Origin of the sequence: Spirosoma liriopis (assembly GCF_023196085.1) — a bacterium.
Taxonomy (GTDB): domain Bacteria; phylum Bacteroidota; class Bacteroidia; order Cytophagales; family Spirosomataceae; genus Spirosoma; species Spirosoma oryzicola.
The window spans coordinates 607,995-626,403 of the sequence record NZ_JALPRF010000001.1 but is presented as its reverse complement, the minus strand read 5'-3'; the positions used below and the strand labels follow the sequence as shown (position 1 = coordinate 626,403).

At 46.5% G+C, this 18,409-nt stretch carries 13 protein-coding genes; 10 read left to right on the top strand and 3 right to left on the bottom strand.

Annotation, left to right across the window (positions count from 1 at the left end; all coding sequences use genetic code 11):
• Positions 1-151: 151 nt before the first annotated feature.
• From M0L20_RS02605 to M0L20_RS02560, 10 genes are all read left to right on the top strand, one after another.
• Positions 152-1,222: a sensor histidine kinase gene (locus tag M0L20_RS02605; protein WP_248475502.1), complete on the top strand. Its 1,071-nt coding sequence runs from the start codon at positions 152-154 to the stop codon at positions 1,220-1,222.
• A 9-nt stretch (positions 1,223-1,231) separates the two neighbouring features.
• The gene (locus M0L20_RS02600) at positions 1,232-1,675 is read left to right on the top strand and encodes a response regulator (protein WP_232559265.1); all 444 of its coding nucleotides are present in this window, start codon (positions 1,232-1,234) and stop codon (positions 1,673-1,675) included.
• A 657-nt stretch (positions 1,676-2,332) separates the two neighbouring features.
• On the top strand, positions 2,333-2,668 hold the full coding sequence (locus M0L20_RS02595) for a hypothetical protein (protein ID WP_232559264.1): 336 nt from the start codon (positions 2,333-2,335) through the stop codon (positions 2,666-2,668).
• A 347-nt stretch (positions 2,669-3,015) separates the two neighbouring features.
• The gene (locus M0L20_RS02590; RefSeq protein WP_248475501.1) at positions 3,016-5,337 is read left to right on the top strand and encodes a glycosyltransferase family 4 protein; all 2,322 of its coding nucleotides are present in this window, start codon (positions 3,016-3,018) and stop codon (positions 5,335-5,337) included.
• Positions 5,338-5,430: 93 nt separating this feature from the next.
• Positions 5,431-6,924, top strand: a complete 1,494-nt coding sequence (locus tag M0L20_RS02585) for a glycoside hydrolase family 130 protein (RefSeq protein WP_232559262.1) — start codon at positions 5,431-5,433, stop codon at positions 6,922-6,924.
• A 498-nt stretch (positions 6,925-7,422) separates the two neighbouring features.
• Entirely contained in the window at positions 7,423-10,683 is a 3,261-nt protein-coding gene (locus M0L20_RS02580; RefSeq protein WP_248475500.1) for a SusC/RagA family TonB-linked outer membrane protein, read from the top strand.
• A gap of 51 nt (positions 10,684-10,734) precedes the next feature.
• A complete protein-coding gene (locus tag M0L20_RS02575) occupies positions 10,735-12,219 on the top strand; it encodes a SusD/RagB family nutrient-binding outer membrane lipoprotein (protein WP_232559260.1) in 1,485 nt (494 codons plus the stop codon).
• Between the two features lie 511 nt (positions 12,220-12,730).
• The gene (locus M0L20_RS02570; RefSeq protein WP_232559259.1) at positions 12,731-13,249 is read left to right on the top strand and encodes a hypothetical protein; all 519 of its coding nucleotides are present in this window, start codon (positions 12,731-12,733) and stop codon (positions 13,247-13,249) included.
• A gap of 80 nt (positions 13,250-13,329) precedes the next feature.
• Complete coding sequence (locus M0L20_RS02565) at positions 13,330-13,788, top strand: hypothetical protein (RefSeq protein ID WP_232559258.1); 459 nt, start codon at positions 13,330-13,332, stop codon at positions 13,786-13,788.
• Positions 13,789-13,866: 78 nt separating this feature from the next.
• Positions 13,867-15,510 (top strand): ArnT family glycosyltransferase, encoded by a 1,644-nt coding sequence (locus M0L20_RS02560; protein WP_248475498.1) that lies wholly within the window; start codon positions 13,867-13,869, stop codon positions 15,508-15,510.
• Here M0L20_RS02560 and meaB read toward each other — a convergent pair.
• The 3 genes from meaB to queA all read right to left on the bottom strand — a co-directional run bounded on the left by meaB (position 15,507) and on the right by queA (position 18,306).
• Complete coding sequence (gene meaB / locus M0L20_RS02555) at positions 15,507-16,493, bottom strand: methylmalonyl Co-A mutase-associated GTPase MeaB (RefSeq protein ID WP_248475497.1); 987 nt, start codon at positions 16,491-16,493, stop codon at positions 15,507-15,509. The two genes, M0L20_RS02560 and meaB, sit on opposite strands and share 4 nt — an antisense overlap.
• 30 nt (positions 16,494-16,523) lie before the next feature.
• The gene (locus M0L20_RS02550) at positions 16,524-17,195 is read right to left on the bottom strand and encodes a 2-C-methyl-D-erythritol 4-phosphate cytidylyltransferase (RefSeq protein ID WP_248475495.1); all 672 of its coding nucleotides are present in this window, start codon (positions 17,193-17,195) and stop codon (positions 16,524-16,526) included.
• A gap of 67 nt (positions 17,196-17,262) precedes the next feature.
• The gene (gene queA / locus M0L20_RS02545) at positions 17,263-18,306 is read right to left on the bottom strand and encodes a tRNA preQ1(34) S-adenosylmethionine ribosyltransferase-isomerase QueA (protein ID WP_232559254.1); all 1,044 of its coding nucleotides are present in this window, start codon (positions 18,304-18,306) and stop codon (positions 17,263-17,265) included.
• Positions 18,307-18,409 lie beyond the last annotated feature (103 nt).

Genomic DNA, 18,409 nt, shown 5'->3' with positions numbered 1-18,409 from the left:
TTTTAGATATGAGAAATTATTCATTAGTGGGTACATTTGATTTACATTTATTTCTCAACGGTATAGAAGTAGATGACAGATAAGTAAATGTACTCTCAGCTAAAGACTAACATATATGACTATTAGCGTGCCCCAACTCCGATTATTAAGAATGGTGGAAGAAATAGAAGATCACGCTATTATTCTGCTGGACAAGGAGGGAAACGTTGAAACGTGGAATAAAGGAGCTGAGAAAATCAAAGGATATCTTGCTGGGGAAATCATAGGTAAGAATTTTAGAACATTTTACTCCGACACAGATCGCCAGTTAGATCTGCCTACCCGTCTACTGAATGAAGCGTCGACTACTGGTAGCGCTTGTCATGAAGGGTGGAGAATTCGCAAAGACGGAAGTAGATTTTGGGGAGATATCACCATAACGGCGGTTCACGACGAAAGCGGAGAGGTTACTGGATTTGCTAAAATCACACGTGATCTAACCGAGCGTACGCAGTCCGAAAGAACGATCAAAAAGCATCTACAGGAACTGGAGACGCGCAATAAGGAGCTGGAACAGTTTGTCTATATCGCTTCGCACGATTTGCAGGAGCCGCTTCTTAACGTTAATAATTTCGTCGAGTTGTTGCAACATGAATACGCCCCGCAACTTGACGAAACGGCAGCGATGTACCTCGATGTCATCAATCAGAGCACTGAGCGTATGCGCGATCTGATAAAGGGCTTGTTGGATTACGCGCGGTTAGGTAAAGAGAAATACCTGTCAACAGTTGATTGTCACCAACTGGTCGGTACACTCGTGAAAGATCTGGCGACTAACATCGCCTTGTCCGGCGCTGAAATTCAATGTGCTGATTTACCTACCCTTGCCGCCTATCCTGTTGAGTTACGGCAGTTATTTCAAAACTTGATTGGTAATGCCATTAAGTTTAGAAAACTAGACACCGCTCCTCAAATCAGTATTTCAGCCGAAAGAGCTGATCGCTTCTGGAAGTTTGCTGTACGTGACAACGGTATCGGGATCAATCCCGCCTTCAAGGATAAAATATTTTTAATCTTCCGTCGTCTGCATGGTCGGGATACCTACGATGGCAATGGTATCGGACTGGCTCACTGCAAAAAAATTGTAGAAATGCACGGCGGAGAAATAACGGTTGAGTCGAAACCTGGCGAGGGAAGTACGTTCTTTTTTACCATTCCGAACGTCGATCTTCAGTCACACTAATTAGCTAGCATGAAAAAATTTAAGAATCTTGATTGTGTGCTCCTCGTTGACGATGACCGGTTCATTAACCTGGCTCAGTCGAAGGCGGTAGAAAGGGCGGATATAGGAGTAAATGTTAAAGCAATAACCAACGTTGAAGAAGCTCTGGCGTTTTTGACGGTCTCCGGTGATTACGAAGGAACCCATCACATACCCAGACCAGGCATCATTTTCCTCGATATCAATATGCCTGGTCTGACAGGCTGGGATTTCATGGAATTGTATCACAAGCTGGACAAGGCCTACAAAGCCAAGGTTATTGTGGTTATGCTAACTACTTCGCTGAATCCGGATGACCACCAACGCGCTTTGTCTGATAATGCTATCGTCGATTTTCTGCACAAGCCGTTGCGGCCGGATATGGTTGTTAAGCTGGCAGAGCGCTATTTTGAAGCCGAAGAAGTCGAAGGCTAGGCCGGGGCTCAGGTAAACTTTCCTAGTAAGCGACCGAGTGCTATTGCTATGCGGCTATTGTTGAATTTGACAATTACATTGCCAATACAACCACTTTCCTAAAGACGAATTTTGGTGTCTGGAAAGATTGAACCTTAAGCGCCGACTTCCCAGAAAGTGAGCTTTGGGCAGGATCTATACATATACGCCTGATGAAACAAGTTATTCATCAGGCGTATAAGGTAACAGGTTATAATGCTTATCGAGTGTTACCAATAGATGGATTTTGATAAAAATAGCTGCACATATAATTGTTTTTAAGGGATTGTAGACAGGTTTAGCACGAAATTAGATAAGAGGACACTTCGCAAAATTTTGCTCTATATTTAATGTATGTCTTTAACAATTAAAAAATTATTATACAAATAATGTAAATTCAGTTACATCGGTAAAGTTGCTAAAATAGAATGATCAAAGAGCACATGTTACCAGTTGACACAGCGACTTTAATTGGTTGATTGAATGAATTAATCATATGTTTAATTTGGTAATATGGTGAAATAAAAAAGGAAAAAATCGTTGGGTATCAGCAGGTTTGGCATATTATATGGTATAGGGTTGAATTACAATAGTGAGTATTTCAACGTGTATTTTTTGAAACTACTAACCACCCAAACCATGAATCCACAGATACAAAACGATTTTCTCAAACTTATCGGTATCGCTATAACAGACCAACGGGTTATTCAAATCAAGCACAATAGCATATGGCGAACGATTGAACCTTATATGGCGGGCCTGCATAAAGAAACGCAGGTGCCAAGCTTATACGGTTTTTGCCGGGATGTCATTCCAACATTGTATAAGGAGAATGACGAGCGTTGGCAGATCTTTCGCTTTACCGAAATTGAAGATATTGAATTGACGTACTATGAATTCCAGCCTCATCTTGGCTACACAGGTAAATACGAGTCAATACAACCTGCCTATATAAAGTTAGCACCCCGTTCATAACTCCGACATAAAGCAACGCTCATCAACTAGGCTTTGAGCCGAAAGCAAAAGTCTAACTGATGAGCGTTGCTACAGAAAATGGCAGAGTAATTAACAGTAGAGGTAGTGAACAATTTAAGTAATAAACCCTCTTCATGAATTCATATTAATTAGTAAGTCGGTGTTGTAAAAATTATATTTTATGGTGTAATATTTCTTTGCAAGCAGCATCTGCGTTCTGTAAAGTCAAAAAAGTCTGGAAGAGTTAAACAAAAGCCTACATAAGTCTATTTTACTAAAAACACAGACTGTAAGCTGAGTAGACTTTCTAAGTTTACAATCCGGTCTTAATGACATTCCTAACGGCTATGACAACGCATAGAAACGACTCAACGATATGGGCGCACAATCCTAAAAATGTAGCATTCATTGGCGATTATCTTCCTCGTCAGTGTGGTATTGCTACGTTTACATCTGATTTATACAAATCGTATAATACATTCATTCCCGATTCGCGGGCGATGGTTGTTTCCGTGAATGATACGCTTGATGGGTATGATTACCCAAGCGAGGTTCGCTACGATTTCTATCAGCATGATCAGGAAGCGTATCGTAAAGCCGCCGAATTCTTAAATTCGAAGGATACAGAAGTGGTTTGCTTGCAACATGAGTACGGAATTTTTGGCGGTCCAGCTGGTAGTTACATATTGACATTGCTCCGGAACCTCACAATGCCTGTTGTGACAACATTCCATACCATTCTTAAAAATCCGAATGAAGAACAGTTACTAGTTCTTAAGAGTATTGCGGACCTCTCGTCGCGAGTAATCTGCATGTCAGAGAAAGGCCGCGATTTTCTGATTAATATTTACGAAGTACCGGAAGAAAAAATAGATCTGGTGCCGCATGGTATTCCCGATATGCCGTTTGTCGATCCTCATTTCTACAAGGATCGTTTCGGTATGGAAGGAAAACAGACGTTACTTACTTTTGGCTTATTGTCGCCAAATAAGGGTCTCGAAAATGTAATCCGCGCTCTGCCACGGATTGTAGAGCGGTTCCCGAACGTAGTGTACATGGTACTCGGTGCGACGCATCCACACCTGATCCGCCACGAAGGGGAAGCGTATCGAGATAGTCTGGTAAAGTTGGCCGAAGACTGTGGCGTTAGCGAGAACGTTCGTTTCTACAATGAATTTGTCGAACTGGACGATCTTCTAGAATACCTTGGCGCAGCCGATATTTACATTACACCCTATCTGAATCCGGCTCAGATAACGTCTGGAACGCTATCGTACGCCTTTGGCTGTGGCAAAGCGGTTGTATCGACTCCCTACTGGCATGCAGAGGAGTTGCTGGCGGAGGGGCGGGGTACGCTTGTGCCTTTCGGCGACTCGGAAGCAATTGCCGACCAGATCATTAATTTGCTTGCAGACGAACCAGCTCGTCATGCCATGCGGAAAAAGGCTTACATGATGGGTCGTGACATGATCTGGGAGAGGGCTATTCAGGAGTATGCTAGATCGTTTGCCCAAGCTCGTCAGGAGCGTATGAGCACTATCAATAACCAGACGCCATACGATATGGGTGGGAACGGTAGTGCTGCCTTCAAACTTCCGACACTTCGGCTTGATCACTTATTCCGCTTGACCGACTCGACCGGTATTGTTCAGCACGCCCGTTATCATTTGCCATACTACGAAGAAGGTTATTGCACCGACGACAACGCGCGGGCACTTATCTTGTCCATCATGGTTCAGGAAGCGGGCTTAGGCGACCGTACATTAAGTCAGGCGGCTGACAATTACTGCGCGTTCTTGAATCACGCCTACACGGAAGATCACCGGCGGTTCCGCAACTTCATGAGCTACGACCGTCGCTGGCTGGAGGATGTAGGCTCTGACGATAGTACAGGGCGGACCATATGGGCGCTGGGCGTGTGTATTGGCCGGTCAACGGACCGAAACACGATCACCTGGGCAATGAGTCTGATGGAAAAAGTGCTTCCCAGTATCGCTGAGATGACTTCGCCGAGAGCTTGGGCCTTTGCCTTACTGGGTATCTACGAGTATCAGAAATGTTTTAATGATGACCGTTTGGCCAAGAAAATTCAGCGGCAATTGCTTGATAAACTGGCATTCCGGTATACCGAAACGGCAACGCCAGACTGGCCTTGGTTTGAAAATACATTATCCTACGACAACGCAGTACTTGCTCATGTGATGATCCGCTCCGGCGAAGAACGGCTAGTAGAGATAGGCTTGCGTTCGTTGCGCTGGCTGACCAACCTACAAACTTCAGAACGGGGACATTTTCAACCAATTGGTTCTAACGGATTTTATACAAAAGGGCAGACCCGTGCTTACTTCGACCAGCAGCCACTGGAAGCGCAAAGTACTGTTGCCGCCTGTCTGGCAGCTTTTGAACTAACCGGCGACGACCAATGGCATCGGACTGCCATCCGGATCTTCAAGTGGTTCACCGGTTTGAACGATTTGGGACTGCCGATTTATGATCAGCAGACCGGCGGTTGCCGTGATGGATTGCACATCGACCGTGTGAATCAGAACCAGGGTGCGGAATCGACGCTGTCGTACCTGCTGGCTTTGGCGGACTTATACAACACTCAGAAAAGACGTATAGCCACAAAATCAGTTGACGTAACTATTTCATCACTGGTCAACGGATAATATTGATTAATTGGATCGTTGAATAATTGGATTTAAGCAAAATAGCCTAAATTCAATTGTTCAACGATTTTGCTATTCAGTAACTTAAAATACATGAGTATAAAAGCCACCCGTACCGGCATTGTGCTTCGGCCCGATCCTACCCGTGTTTTGTTTCGCGCGTTCGATTTGGGCAGTACGACCCGCACCTTAAAAATTATCGCCCGCGTAGGCAGTATGACCGATGACGAAGCCGCCCAAAAACTGGACGAAGTAATCCGGGAATTTGGCGGACGGCATTACAAACTGGAACGTTTTTTATTACAGCGGTTCGAACAGATCAAGCCCCAGTTGCTGACCGATGAGCCATTGACTCTTGAGCGCAAACTACTGTTGGGCGCTTACTTCACGATGGAGTATTCGCTGGAATCAGCGGCTTTGTTTAACCCATCCATGATCTGGCACCCGGATCAAAGTAATGTACCACCTGGTTATAAGCGATTTATACTAAGTCTTCGGGCAACCGGGGAAGGGCATGTCTCGTCAATATCCTTTCGAATGGGTTACATTGACGAGGAAGGTAAAATTGTGTTACGCAAACCTTCCCGGTATGTTACGTCGCCCGAAATTGTATCCAACCACCGGTTCAACCGCGCCCAGTTCGAACGAAAGCTATATGAGTTACGACTCGAAAATAGTATTCAGGAAAAAATGATGGCAGGGCTTGGTGACGAGTTTAGTCTTTCTGAACTCGAAAGCCAGGTGAAGCGGGTTACGGCCCAGTATCGCTACAACGCCGAGTATGAAACCATTGCCAGTGGTTTGCTGGCTCTGGCGAAATCGAACTACGAAATTCATTTTGAGGAAGATCAGAGTTTGGATGAGCGCTGTATCTTCCCTACTTCACCCAACGAAACCAATGGGATTGAAGATGCTCGTTTCGTCCGGTTTACAGACGATGATGGTGAAGTAACGTACTACGCTACTTATACCGCTTACAATGGACGAGTGACTTTCCCTCAATTGCTGGAAACCAAAGACTTCACCCATTTTAGCATCAGCACGTTAAACGGAGCGGAGGTGTCAAACAAGGGGATGGCTTTGTTCCCTCGTAAGATAGGAGGGAAGTACGCCATGATTTCCCGGCAGGATGGCGAGAACATTTATCTGATGTATTCCGACGACCTGTATTTTTGGCAGACAAAAGAGCTGATCTTAAAACCGACGTACAATTGGGAGTACGTTCAGTTGGGTAACTGCGGATCGCCAATTGAAACCGAAGCCGGATGGTTGGTGCTCAGTCACGGCGTTGGTCCAATGCGAAAGTATGCCGTAGGCGCTTTTCTGCTTGACCTTAACGATCCTAGTAAAGTCATTGGCCGGACCAGCGAGCCTATATTAAGTCCCGACGAAAACGAACGAGAAGGGTATGTTCCGAACGTAGTGTACAGTTGCGGAGGACTCATCAACGGACGTGAACTAATCATTCCTTACGCCATGTCTGATTATGCAAGTAGCTTTGCTACGGTCAACGTCGACGAATTATTGGCTGAATTGGTTGGGTCGGCTACCCCGCAACTAGCAAATTCGCAGGAAGCTGTTTCCTAGAGCGACTGTAAAGTACGCATTCACAAAAAGTGCCCTGGCAATAACTGAAATTGGTTGTTGCCAGGGCACTTTTTCATTATTATACGCTTATAGAAAACGCTTCGTCGCCGATTAATAAAGTAGTCAACTATTGCTATCAATAGTAGCTAGTACATACTGCCTATGGTCTATTAGGTAAATATAACTAATCCAATTTCCGTCAGGAATCAGGAAAAACAAAAGGCGAAAGAATTAATAGCATTTAAATATCAGAATTATTTATTGTACTACAAATGGTTACTGAGATCCTTATTTTTAATCTATTTTTAATGTGAATATTAAGAATTGATTATCAGAATATTAGCAAATCAATGAAGAAATGTAGTAAAGAAGCGGTTATGCCATAGATTTTATTCTGTGGAATAAATGCAGCGCAAAATTTTGTTGTGTGATAATTTTTGTACAATTTTGATACGGGTTTCTGTGTAAACTCAATATTAACCTAGACTATTTCACTTTATGAGAAAACTTCTAATTGCACAGCTCATGCTGTGCTTTCTCAGTTTACCGTTGCTGGCTCAGGACATAGCTGTCACCGGTAAGGTTACGTCAACAGAAGATGGCTCTCAGCTACCTGGTGTAAACGTTGCCATCAAAGGAACATCGCGCGGAACCAGCACAAACGCAAGCGGTGATTATCAACTCAATGCACCAGCGGGGTCGACGCTGGTTTTCAGCTTCATCGGCTTCATCACACAAGAGGTTAAAGTAGGCAATCAGTCTACTATCAACGTAAGTATGGTATCTGATGCCGCCCAACTCCAGGAAGTGGTGGTAACAGCGCTGGGCATTAAGCGGGATGCCAAGTCAATTTCGTTTGCCACTCAGCAGGTCAATGCCGAAAACCTGACTGTTACTCGTCAGCCCGATGCGGGTAATGCGTTAGCCGGTAAAGTGGCAGGTTTACAGGTGCTTAGCCAGGCAGGTGCAAAGCTTGGATCAGGAGCGGTCGTTCGTATTCGCGGAGCGGCTTCATTGGTCGATAAAAACCCATTGTATGTAATCGATGGTACACCATTATCAAGCGATAGTGGTACACCTGGATCGTTGGACATCAACTCGGATGATATTGAGAATGTATCCGTTCTCAAAGGACCGAACGCAACGGCACTGTACGGCCAGCGTGGCGACGCAGGGGTTATTGTCATTACAACCAAGAAAGGGCTGAATCGTAAGGGAATCGGGGTTGACATCAACAGTACAACGACGTTTGAGCAGGTTAACATCATCCCGAAATACCAAAATGAATACGGTGGCGGTGGCGAGCCCGAATGGCGTACCTACACCTGGGCTTCGGGTAACCCAGTAGAGTGGAAGGCACTTGACGGAAAGCGGTACCATGATTATTCAGATGATGCATCCTGGGGGCCACGCATTGATGGTGGCGAATACATCCCCTGGTACGCGTGGTATCCTAATAGCCCATACTCGTTCAAGACAGCGAACTATACGGCTCAGCCCAACAACGTTCGTCAGTACTACAATACGGGTAGAACATTTAATAACAGCATTAGCCTGAGAGGTGGTGGCACAGGCTATAACCTGCGCTTGTCGTATACGAATCTTGATCAGACGGGGGTGATACCAAACACCGCGTTAAGACGTAACTACATCACCGCATCAAGCACGTTCGATTTAGGGCAACACTTGACAGCAGGTGTCAACCTGAACTTTACAACGGAGCGTCTACAGGGTGACTTCAACGACGGATACGGTAACTATTCAGGAGCTGGTTCCTTCAACCAGTGGTTCCATCGTGATCTGGACATGGGCATCATCAAGGAGCTACGTGACCTCAGAACGCCTATTGGAGCACTGGCTAGCTGGAACCATACAAATCCAACGTCTACGACCAATTTTAACTCGACTACGTTCAACAAGGGCAACTATTGGTACAACTGGTACTCTTATCAGGACAATATCAACAACGTAGCTAACCGAGATCGTTTGTTTGGTGATGTGAACTTGACCTATAAGTTCAACGACCATTTCCGGGCTCAGGGCTGGTTACGCCGAAATCAGCGTAACTCGAATAATGAGAACAAAACGCCGACAATCATTGAAACCAGTGGTGCTCAAACGGGTCAGAAGGCTACCTATCAAACAGGTCAGACGCTTGACCGGGAAGATAACTACGAGTTCTTGACTACTTATGACAACCGCTTTGGCGATTTTGATTTAAGCGCTAACGTAGGGGGAAATATTCGGGACAATACGTTTACGACGGTTACGCTGTCAACAAACGGCGGATTGTTCGTACCTGATCTGTTTACGATTGGTAACTCGTTGCAGGCATTTACGCAAACCAATAACCGGTATCGCAAAACGGTCCGTAGTGTATATGGACGGGCTTCGTTGGGATGGCGTAGTTTGGTGTATCTGGAAGTAACGGGCCGTAACGACTGGAGTTCCGCGCTACCCGCTAACAACAACTCCTATTTCTACCCATCGGTAGGCGGCAGCTTTGTGTTCTCTGAACTTACTCGTGAGTCTCTGCCCTTTCTATCATTTGGTAAATTGCGGGGTAGCTGGGCGCAGGTTGGTTCCGATTTGAACCCGTACCAGCTTTCGTTGAACTACGCTGTCGATCAGGCCAAGTACAACGGTACCAACAGCTTGATGACAACGCCTAACTTGTTGCCGAACGCTGGAATTATTCCATCGTTATCGTCAGCCTACGAAGCAGGTGTTGATTTACGGTTCCTGAAAAGCCGCGTTGGTTTAGCCTTCACGTATTATCACGAAAATAAGATCAACGAAATTCTGAATGTTGATGTAACGTCGGTCAGTGGTTTTACGCAAAAGGTAATTAACGCTGGTCGAATTGAGCGGGATGGTATTGAACTTCAGCTGGACGGAAAACCCGTTGTTGGTAAGGATTTCAACTGGGACATGACGCTGAACTTTGCCGTGAATACATCACGTATCATCAGCCTGGCGCCGGGTGTAAATTCCATCCAGGCAACGTCGGCTACGCCGTTTGGCCAGACGGCTCAATCGTATAGCACAAACGATGCGTTTAACTTTGCGTATATCATTCACTCGACAGGTGTTGATAATGGTGGTAATAACCGTTGGGGGCAGTTGCGTGGTAATGGTATCGTTTACAAAGATGGTCAGCCTGTGGTGAATGCAGATGGTACGTATCAGTTTGCTACGAACCAGTATTTCGGCTCTGTTCTGCCTTCGTTTACGGGTGGTTTCGTGAACAACCTGCGCTACAAGGATCTAACCCTTGCCTTCAGCATCGATTACCAGAAAGGTGGTAAATATTTCTCGTTGTCGAACTTCTGGGGAACTTACTCGGGTCTATACGCTGAAACAGCGGCTACCAACGACAAAGGAAAGAATGTTCGTGACGACGTAGCTCAGGGTGGTGGTGTGCATGTAAAAGGGGTAAATGCAAACGGAGAAGCCGTTGATACGTATGTTGCCGCTTACGATTACTACCACCAGTTTGGTAACAACTCAATCATCGATAAGTCAGTATTTGACGCTTCTTATGTTAAACTGCGTGAAGTAAGCATTGGTTACCGTCTGCCCATCAAGGCCAACAAGTTCGTGCAAAGCATTAACCTGGCAGTTGTAGCTCGTAACCCTTGGTTGATTTACGCGACGAACCGTAACATCGATCCGTCTGAATTGTCGCAACGGTTTGGTGAGAACGGTCAGCAGCCTGGTACCCGTTCGCTTGGTTTCAATATCCGTTTAGGTCTCTAAAACAAACTGCGCTGGCCTACGGGTCAGCGCAGACTAGCCATTAGCTTTCAAATGACAACGATAAAAAATAAAGTTCTGGCACTCAGTCTACTTACATGCCTGGGTTTCATGACCAGTTGCAGTGATTTTGGTAGCGAGAACGTGACACCGAACGCTGCTTCTACACCGGTTACGTCGGCTCTGCTGACGGAAGCTATTACGGGGGTTCCACCTACAACCGCAACGGGTGCTTTGCTTGACGGTGTTGCTGGACGTTTAACAAGTTTGGCGCCTGAACCACGGTTGTTCGCGCAGTATTGGTCGCAGACGCAGTATCCGGAAAACTCGCTCTATTCAACAACGTTTTCCGACTGGAGCCGCTATTATGCCGTTACGTTGCAGGATCTGCAAACGATCATTAATTACAATTCTGACCCGGCTACAAAAGCATACGTTGCCCAGTTCGGCTCGAATAACAACCAGCTGGCTATCGCTCGTATCCTGAAAGCATACATGTTCTGGGTAACAACGGACCGTTGGGGTGATATTCCATACTTCAATGCGCTGAAGCAGGAAACACAGGTGACCTATGATTCGCAGCAATCAATCTACGCGGATCTTTTCAAGGAGTTAAAAGAAGCATCTGCTCAGTTTGACAGCGGTACAACTGCGAGTGGTGATATTATATTCAGTGGTAGTGCCGCCAAATGGAAAAAGTTTGCCAACTCCATGCGGATGCTGATGGCGCTTCGTATTGTTAAGGTAGACCCAACCACGGCCAAAACCGAGTTTACGGCAGCCTATACGGATGCTGCTGGGTACATTAGCACCAACACCGATAACGCATTAGTGCAGTTTACGGATGCAAACCAGTTCCGTAACCCAGACAACGCACTGTTTGATGGTCGGAATGACTACGCAGTTAGTGATGTACTGGTCAATAAGCTGAAAGATCTGAGTGATCCGCGTCTGCCGGTTTACGCTGCACCAACGCCATCGGGCAGCTACGCTGGATTGCCTTATGGTCTGAACCGTAACCTGTTGATTCAGTACACAGGAGCTAACGAGTTTTCGTCGCCTGGTACGAAAATCCTGGCTAAAACGCAGCCGGGCTACATTATCACGGCATCGCAGATGTTGTTTGCCAAAGCTGAAGCGGCTGTGCGTGGATGGATTACAGATGATGCAACGACGGCGTACAATGCCGCTATTCAGGCTTCGTGGCAACAATATGGTGTGTATGATGCTACTAAGTTTGCTGCTTACACGACCAGTGCAAAAGTAGCCCCAACTACAACCGATTTCCTGGCTAAGATTGGGGATCAGCGTTGGATTGCTCTTTACCCAAATGGTACAGAAGCGTGGATAGAATGGCGTCGTACAGGTTACCCAGATCTGAAACCTACACCCTACGCAGTAAATGAGAGCAAGCAGATACCACGTCGGTATGGCTATCCAAACACGGAGCCTACGCTCAATACGGCAGCTTATAACGCGGCTATTGGTAAATTGACCAATGGCGATAAAACGAGCTCGCGTGTTTGGTGGGATAAATAATCGTACTCAGAATCGTTAATTTAGGAAGGGGGCTATGGCCCCTTTTCTTTTTGTACAAAAAAAATGGGTCAACAATGTCGACCCATTTTCTGCATTACGCTTTATCCAACTATTAAATTATTTCTCATCAAAGACTCTGTACGCTTTCTTTCCCATAAAGGACTAGAAACCATATACAAAGGAAATCCCTAGGAAGAATAGGTTTGCATACCGTCCAATAAATAAAAAGGTAGCTTGTCGTGCGATGGGCAAAATGATTCGATACGATATAATTATACCAATATATCATATGATTTAATAAGCCTATTAGAGATCTAGAATTTACGTATTTATTAATCGGCGACGGGGCTTATGGTTCCGGCTGAAGCCCTATTTGCTATTGATATAATTCAATTCGTACTGAGATATGCTGAGAAGATTATCAGGATGAATAAAGAAATGTCTAGTCGAAATTGACTTAAACTTTTTGTAAAAACGCCAGTTATTCTATCTATAATAAGCACTCAACGCCATGGAGGATGACTCAAAAGAAGTAAAGCGAGACGACGCACAAATTAATGGTCGAACCGAAGGACCACTCGGTACTGACGATGCTGACGTTGACATGCGTGTACAGGATAACAGGAACCGAGATGAAATAGAAGATTCTGCCAACGGGCTTGATAGCGTACAAATCAGAGGTGGCCAGGATGGCCGCAACAACCGTGGTGTTGCCAGTACTGATATGGATGGTAAAAACGGTGTGCTTCGCATGGGTGATATGGATAATAGCACTATGGAAGTAACGGACGAAGGAGCCAGTAATGCCGCAAATGATAAAGCCTTGACGAATACGGCTATGGTTGACGTTACAACGCATGGACCAGACGATTATGCATCTGCTGATCAGGTAGGCGTTCCCAAAGCGCAGGAGCAGGCCAAAGAGCAGAACGACAATGAGCAGGAAGAAACTGAGGATAACTCCGAAGAGAACTCTGAGGATGATATTGCTCAGACGGGTACGGACTTAAACAATCAGCCCGAATACTGAGTAGATCGATAAATGCTTAATATACAATGCTTTCGTACATCATGTGAGCATTCACAATCAACTTTATAAACAACAACGTTATGAGCGTAAGTAGCAATAGTCGGAAAGAAAGTACAGAGTCGTATGCTGCCCAACAAATGCACAGCACAATGGGCATTGCTCCAGAGTTGGCTCAATTAAACGACAAAAACCTGGAAAACGATCTGCCATCTCGGGTAGCATCGAGCCGTGATACTGATGTACCTGGTGATATTCAGGAAGCCGAAGCACGGGCGTCCACTGAGGGTGATGGTCCGTCGGATGCTGATATCGAAGAATCAAAGCGCGCTTCATGGGGGCAGCCTCCACTGTCGCCGGATGCCGATGATGCATCTACAGACGAGAATAACCCAATGACGGCTTATCAGCAACCAATAAATCAGGCTGGTTTGTCAGAATCTGAAAAAGTAGCTGACGCTGATTGGAATCGGAGTACGCTGGAAGGTCAAATTCCCGTCACCCAAAAAGATGAACCAGACCGGACGCTTGGTAATTCGTAGGAATTAATTTTCGAGAAAATGTAGGGCGAACCGTCGGTTCGCCTTTTTTTGTGTCTAAACTATAGACAACATGTTATTTTGAATTCATTTCCGGTAACCAATCGATCCTGGCTGAGCTATCTGATTGGCTGGCCTGCTCTAACACTGAGCCTTTTGTTAGTCGCGTTGGTGTCGCATTTGGGTTATTTACCGCTTGATACCAGTTCAGATGAACCACGCCGGGCATTAGTCGCTATTGAAATGATGCTTTCGGGTGATTACATCACACCAACCCTCAACGGAGAACTGTACTTTAATAAACCACCACTTTACAACTGGTTTATCGTATTGTTTTGTCGGTTTTTCGGTAATTATTCGTCGTTTACGCTGCGATTGCCGATGGTTGTTTCTATACTGCTGTTCGGCGTAACGGTGTTTAGCTTCGTCCGTCGATATATGCCGGTCCGTGCCGACAAGGCGACGATGGTAGCCTTTGTCGTGGCCATGATGGTTTTAACCAATGGTCGGGTGTTGATTTACGACTCGCTCTGGAGCTCCATTGATTTTCCTTTTGCGTGGCTCACCTATCTAGCCATGATGCTCGTCTACCATTTTGATCGTCGGCAAAAATACTGGGCTCTTTTTTTGAGCACCTACGCTTTAACTGCGCTTGGCTTTCTGACAAAAGGGCTACCAGCCGTGGTATTTCAAGGTTTAACACTGTTGAGCTGGTTCATCTATACTCGACAGTTTCGACGGCTGTTTCACCCCGCTCACTTTGTCGGTATAGGCTTATTCCTATTGATAACGGGTTGCTATTATGCTGCGTATTTTAGCCGAAATCACATTCCGCTGACTAGCGTAGCCAGCGTTTTGTTCGATGAAAGCGCTAAACGGACCGTTGTAACATTTGGCATAGGAGAGACGCTATTGCACTTGTTGACATTTTCGTTCGAAATGATTTATCATTTTGTCCCATACTTGTTATTGCTCATTCTGCTGTTTCGGCGAGGAAGCATCAAACGTCTACGACAGGAGCCTTTTATTGCGTTTAATACAGTTGTGTTTCTGGCAAACGTAATTGTGTATTGGTCGTCACCCCAGGTGTACGCTCGTTACCTGATCGGTTTACTGCCACTCTTATTCACAGTACTCGCGTACTGCTACTACGAACGGAGCGAACCCACTCAAATGGATCGTAAATGGGTCGAGCGCATTTGGCTGGGATCGGCAATGATCGTTACCGCTGGGTGCTGGGTAGCGTTGTTTCATCCGAAAACCAATAGTGTTGAGGGTATTACTTGGAAGGTTACACTGATTTTTTTGCTGTTAGCCGTTAGTACGTGGTGGCTCTGGCAGGACACAACTAATCGACTTGCCCGTATGTTGCTGGTAATGGTTGTTGTTCGCATTGGGATCAACTGGATTACGTTACCAGGCAGATTAGCCTCGCGGCAGTTTTACAAGAATGAATCGGAGCGTATTGCCCGTAAAACGATGGGTAATCCCCTCTATAGCTACCGCGAAACAATTGACAACAGCAGCGGAGCCGCCGACGTAAATTCGTTTCATATCACTGCTCTGAGGGGTGAGATTTTGCGAAAAACAAACCGTAAACTACCGAACGCCTATTACATCGCCGATTCTGCCAGCTTGCAAGGAGAACGGTACGAGACAATCGATACCATTTGCTTGTTCAACAAGCATCCGGCTAAGCTGGTCCGTTTCCTGAGTGCTGATTAGCCAAGCAGTTCCCGTACTGCCGAACCAGGGAGTAGTGTACCTGCTCTTACCTGTGCTTCGATAGTCGTGAGTCGTTCGCGTATACCCGACTGAGCGTAAAAACGGTGATCCAACGTTTGTTGCAGTAAAGCGCGAAACCAGGCTAGTTGCTGCTCCTGTCTGCGTTGTTTGTGATGCCCGCTCGCTGTGGTTAGCCGCTGATGGTCGAGAATAGCCCGCCATAAGTCATCAATCCCCGTGCCCGTTAGGGCTGAGCAGGTTAATACGGGTGGAAACCAACCGGTGCCGGTGGGAGGGAAAAGGTGTAGCGCATTCTGATAATCGACCTGTGCCCGCTGAGCAGCCGCAGTATTAACCCCGTCCGCCTTCGTAATAGCCAGCATATCGGCTAACTCCATGATGCCTCGTTTCATACCCTGAAGTTCGTCGCCCGCTCCGGCCAGCATCAGCAGCAGAAAAAAATCGACCATACCGTGAACAACCGTTTCCGATTGACCCACGCCGACTGTCTCGATCAGAACAATATCAAAACCAGCTGCTTCGCAGAGAAGCATTGTTTCCCGCGTACGATGCGCCACACCGCCCAGCGATTCGCCCGCTGGTGAGGGACGAATGTAAGCCTTAGGATCCAGCGAAAGCGTTTCCATACGCGTTTTATCGCCTAATAAACTGCCACCCGACCGTTGGCTGGTTGGGTCAACGGCTAGTACGGCCAGTTGGTGTCCCTGACTGGTCAGGTACTTGCCCAGCGTTTCGATGAACGTGCTTTTACCAACACCCGGTACGCCTGTAATACCAATGCGAAGGGATGGTTTAGCCGGGGAGTTATTTGTCTGCGTTAGAACAGCCGTCAGGACTTGCTGAGCCAACTGCTGATCGTCGGGCCGTCGGCTTTCGATTAGCGTGATCGCTCGACTCAGCAGGAACCGATCTCCAGCCAGAATACCGTTTGCGTACTGATCGGGAGTAAGTCGGTTACGCATAATTTTTCAGTGGTTCTGGTTGAGTCCAAATCAAAACCCTTTCAGATCGTCCGGCGTCGTAATTTTGATGTTCTCGTAAGAACCTTCAATGAGCGTAATCGGAAATCCGGCATGTTCCATGACGCTGGCGCAGTCTGTAAAAAATGGCTGTTCATCAACCGTAAACGCTTGTCGAAACAAATCCAGCCTGAATGTCTGGGGTGTTTGTACCAATCGGTACTGGCTGCGGTCAACGGCCTGGCTACTACCATCCGAAGAGACAAGGCGTACCGAATCCTTCACGGGTACGCAGGTGACAGCAGATCCCGTTCGGGCGGCTGTTTCAAAGCTATGGTTGATAATGTCAGTTGTAATAAACGGGCGGACCCCATCATGAACCGCCACCAGCCCTTCGGCGGCTGAAACCGCATTCAGGCCATTTCGTACGGATTGAAACCGCGTCGCTCCGCCCGTAACGAGCTGAACGTCGCAGTGAAAATTGTGTTGATCGCACAGGCTGGTCCATATAAGCTGATCGCGGGCGGGCAGCACCAGCCTGATATGTGAAGCGGGCAACACAGCGAGAAATTGCTCGACCGTGCGTTGAAGAATGGATTTACCACCTAACAACAGAAACTGCTTCGGTACGTCCGATTTCATCCGACTGCCACTACCGCCCGCAACGATGATGGCAAAGCGAGACTCACTAAACGATTGAACCATAACGAAAAGAGGGGCCGTAAAGCCCCTCAGAAATACATATCAATGAACGACTCAATAAACAATCGGCTTACAGAATCAGCATGGCGTCGCCGTAGCTAAAGAAACGATACTTTTCTTTGATAGCTACTTCGTACGCGTGACGGATTAGCTCGTGTCCACCAAAAGCGCTCGTCATCATGATCAGGATCGACTCAGGCAGGTGCAGACTGGTCAGCAGCGAATTGGCTATTTTGAAATCGTACGGGGGGAAAATAAACTTGTCAGTCCAGCCTTCCACCGGTTTCAGCCGGCTGTTGGCAGATACGGATGATTCAATTGCTTTCAACGACGTTGTCCCGATAGCGCACACACGTTTGCCCCCGTCAAGAGCGGTATTGACGATCTGAGCGGCATCCTCTGGTATGCGATAATTTTCGGAATCGGTTTTATGTTTGGTCAGGTCCTCAACGTCTACCTGACGGAATGTTCCCAACCCAACGTGAAGCGTGATAGGCGCAAAATGAATGCCTTTAATTTCCATACGCTTCATCATAGCACGGGTAAAGTGCAGACCCGCCGTTGGAGCGGCTACAGCGCCTACATGCTGAGCAAAAACTGTCTGGTAAAGGTCACGGTCAGTAAGTTCCGCTTCGCGTTTGATTTCGCGCGGCAGGGGCGTTTCGCCCAGTTCATCCACCGCTTTCATGAACTCTTCGTGGCTACCGTCAAACAGGAACCGGATGGTCCGCCCACGAGAGGTTGTATTGTCGATTACTTCGGCCACGAGGTCACTGTCGCCAAAATAAAGTTTGTTGCCAACGCGAATTTTTCGGGCTGGATCGACCAGTACGTCCCAAAGCTTCATTTCGCGGTTGAGTTCGCGCAGCAGAAAAACCTCGATTTTAGCCCCGGTTTTTTCTTTATTACCGTATAATCTTGCCGGAAATACTTTCGTGTTGTTGATAACCATCACATCGCCGTCGCCGAAATAGCTTAACATATCCGAAAACTGCTTGTGCTCAATTGTTTTGGTTTTACGGTCAACAACCATTAACCGTGACTCACCCCGTTCAACTGGGTATTTAGCAATTAAACTGTCGGGCAAATCAAATTTGAATTCGGATAACTTCATGGCGTATCAGTACGGAAAAGAACAGCGCGTTTTGTGTAAAGGCCGCAAATATAGTGCAAAACCCGGAAAATTTAACACGTTCCGGGTTGTTTTCTTGCAAATA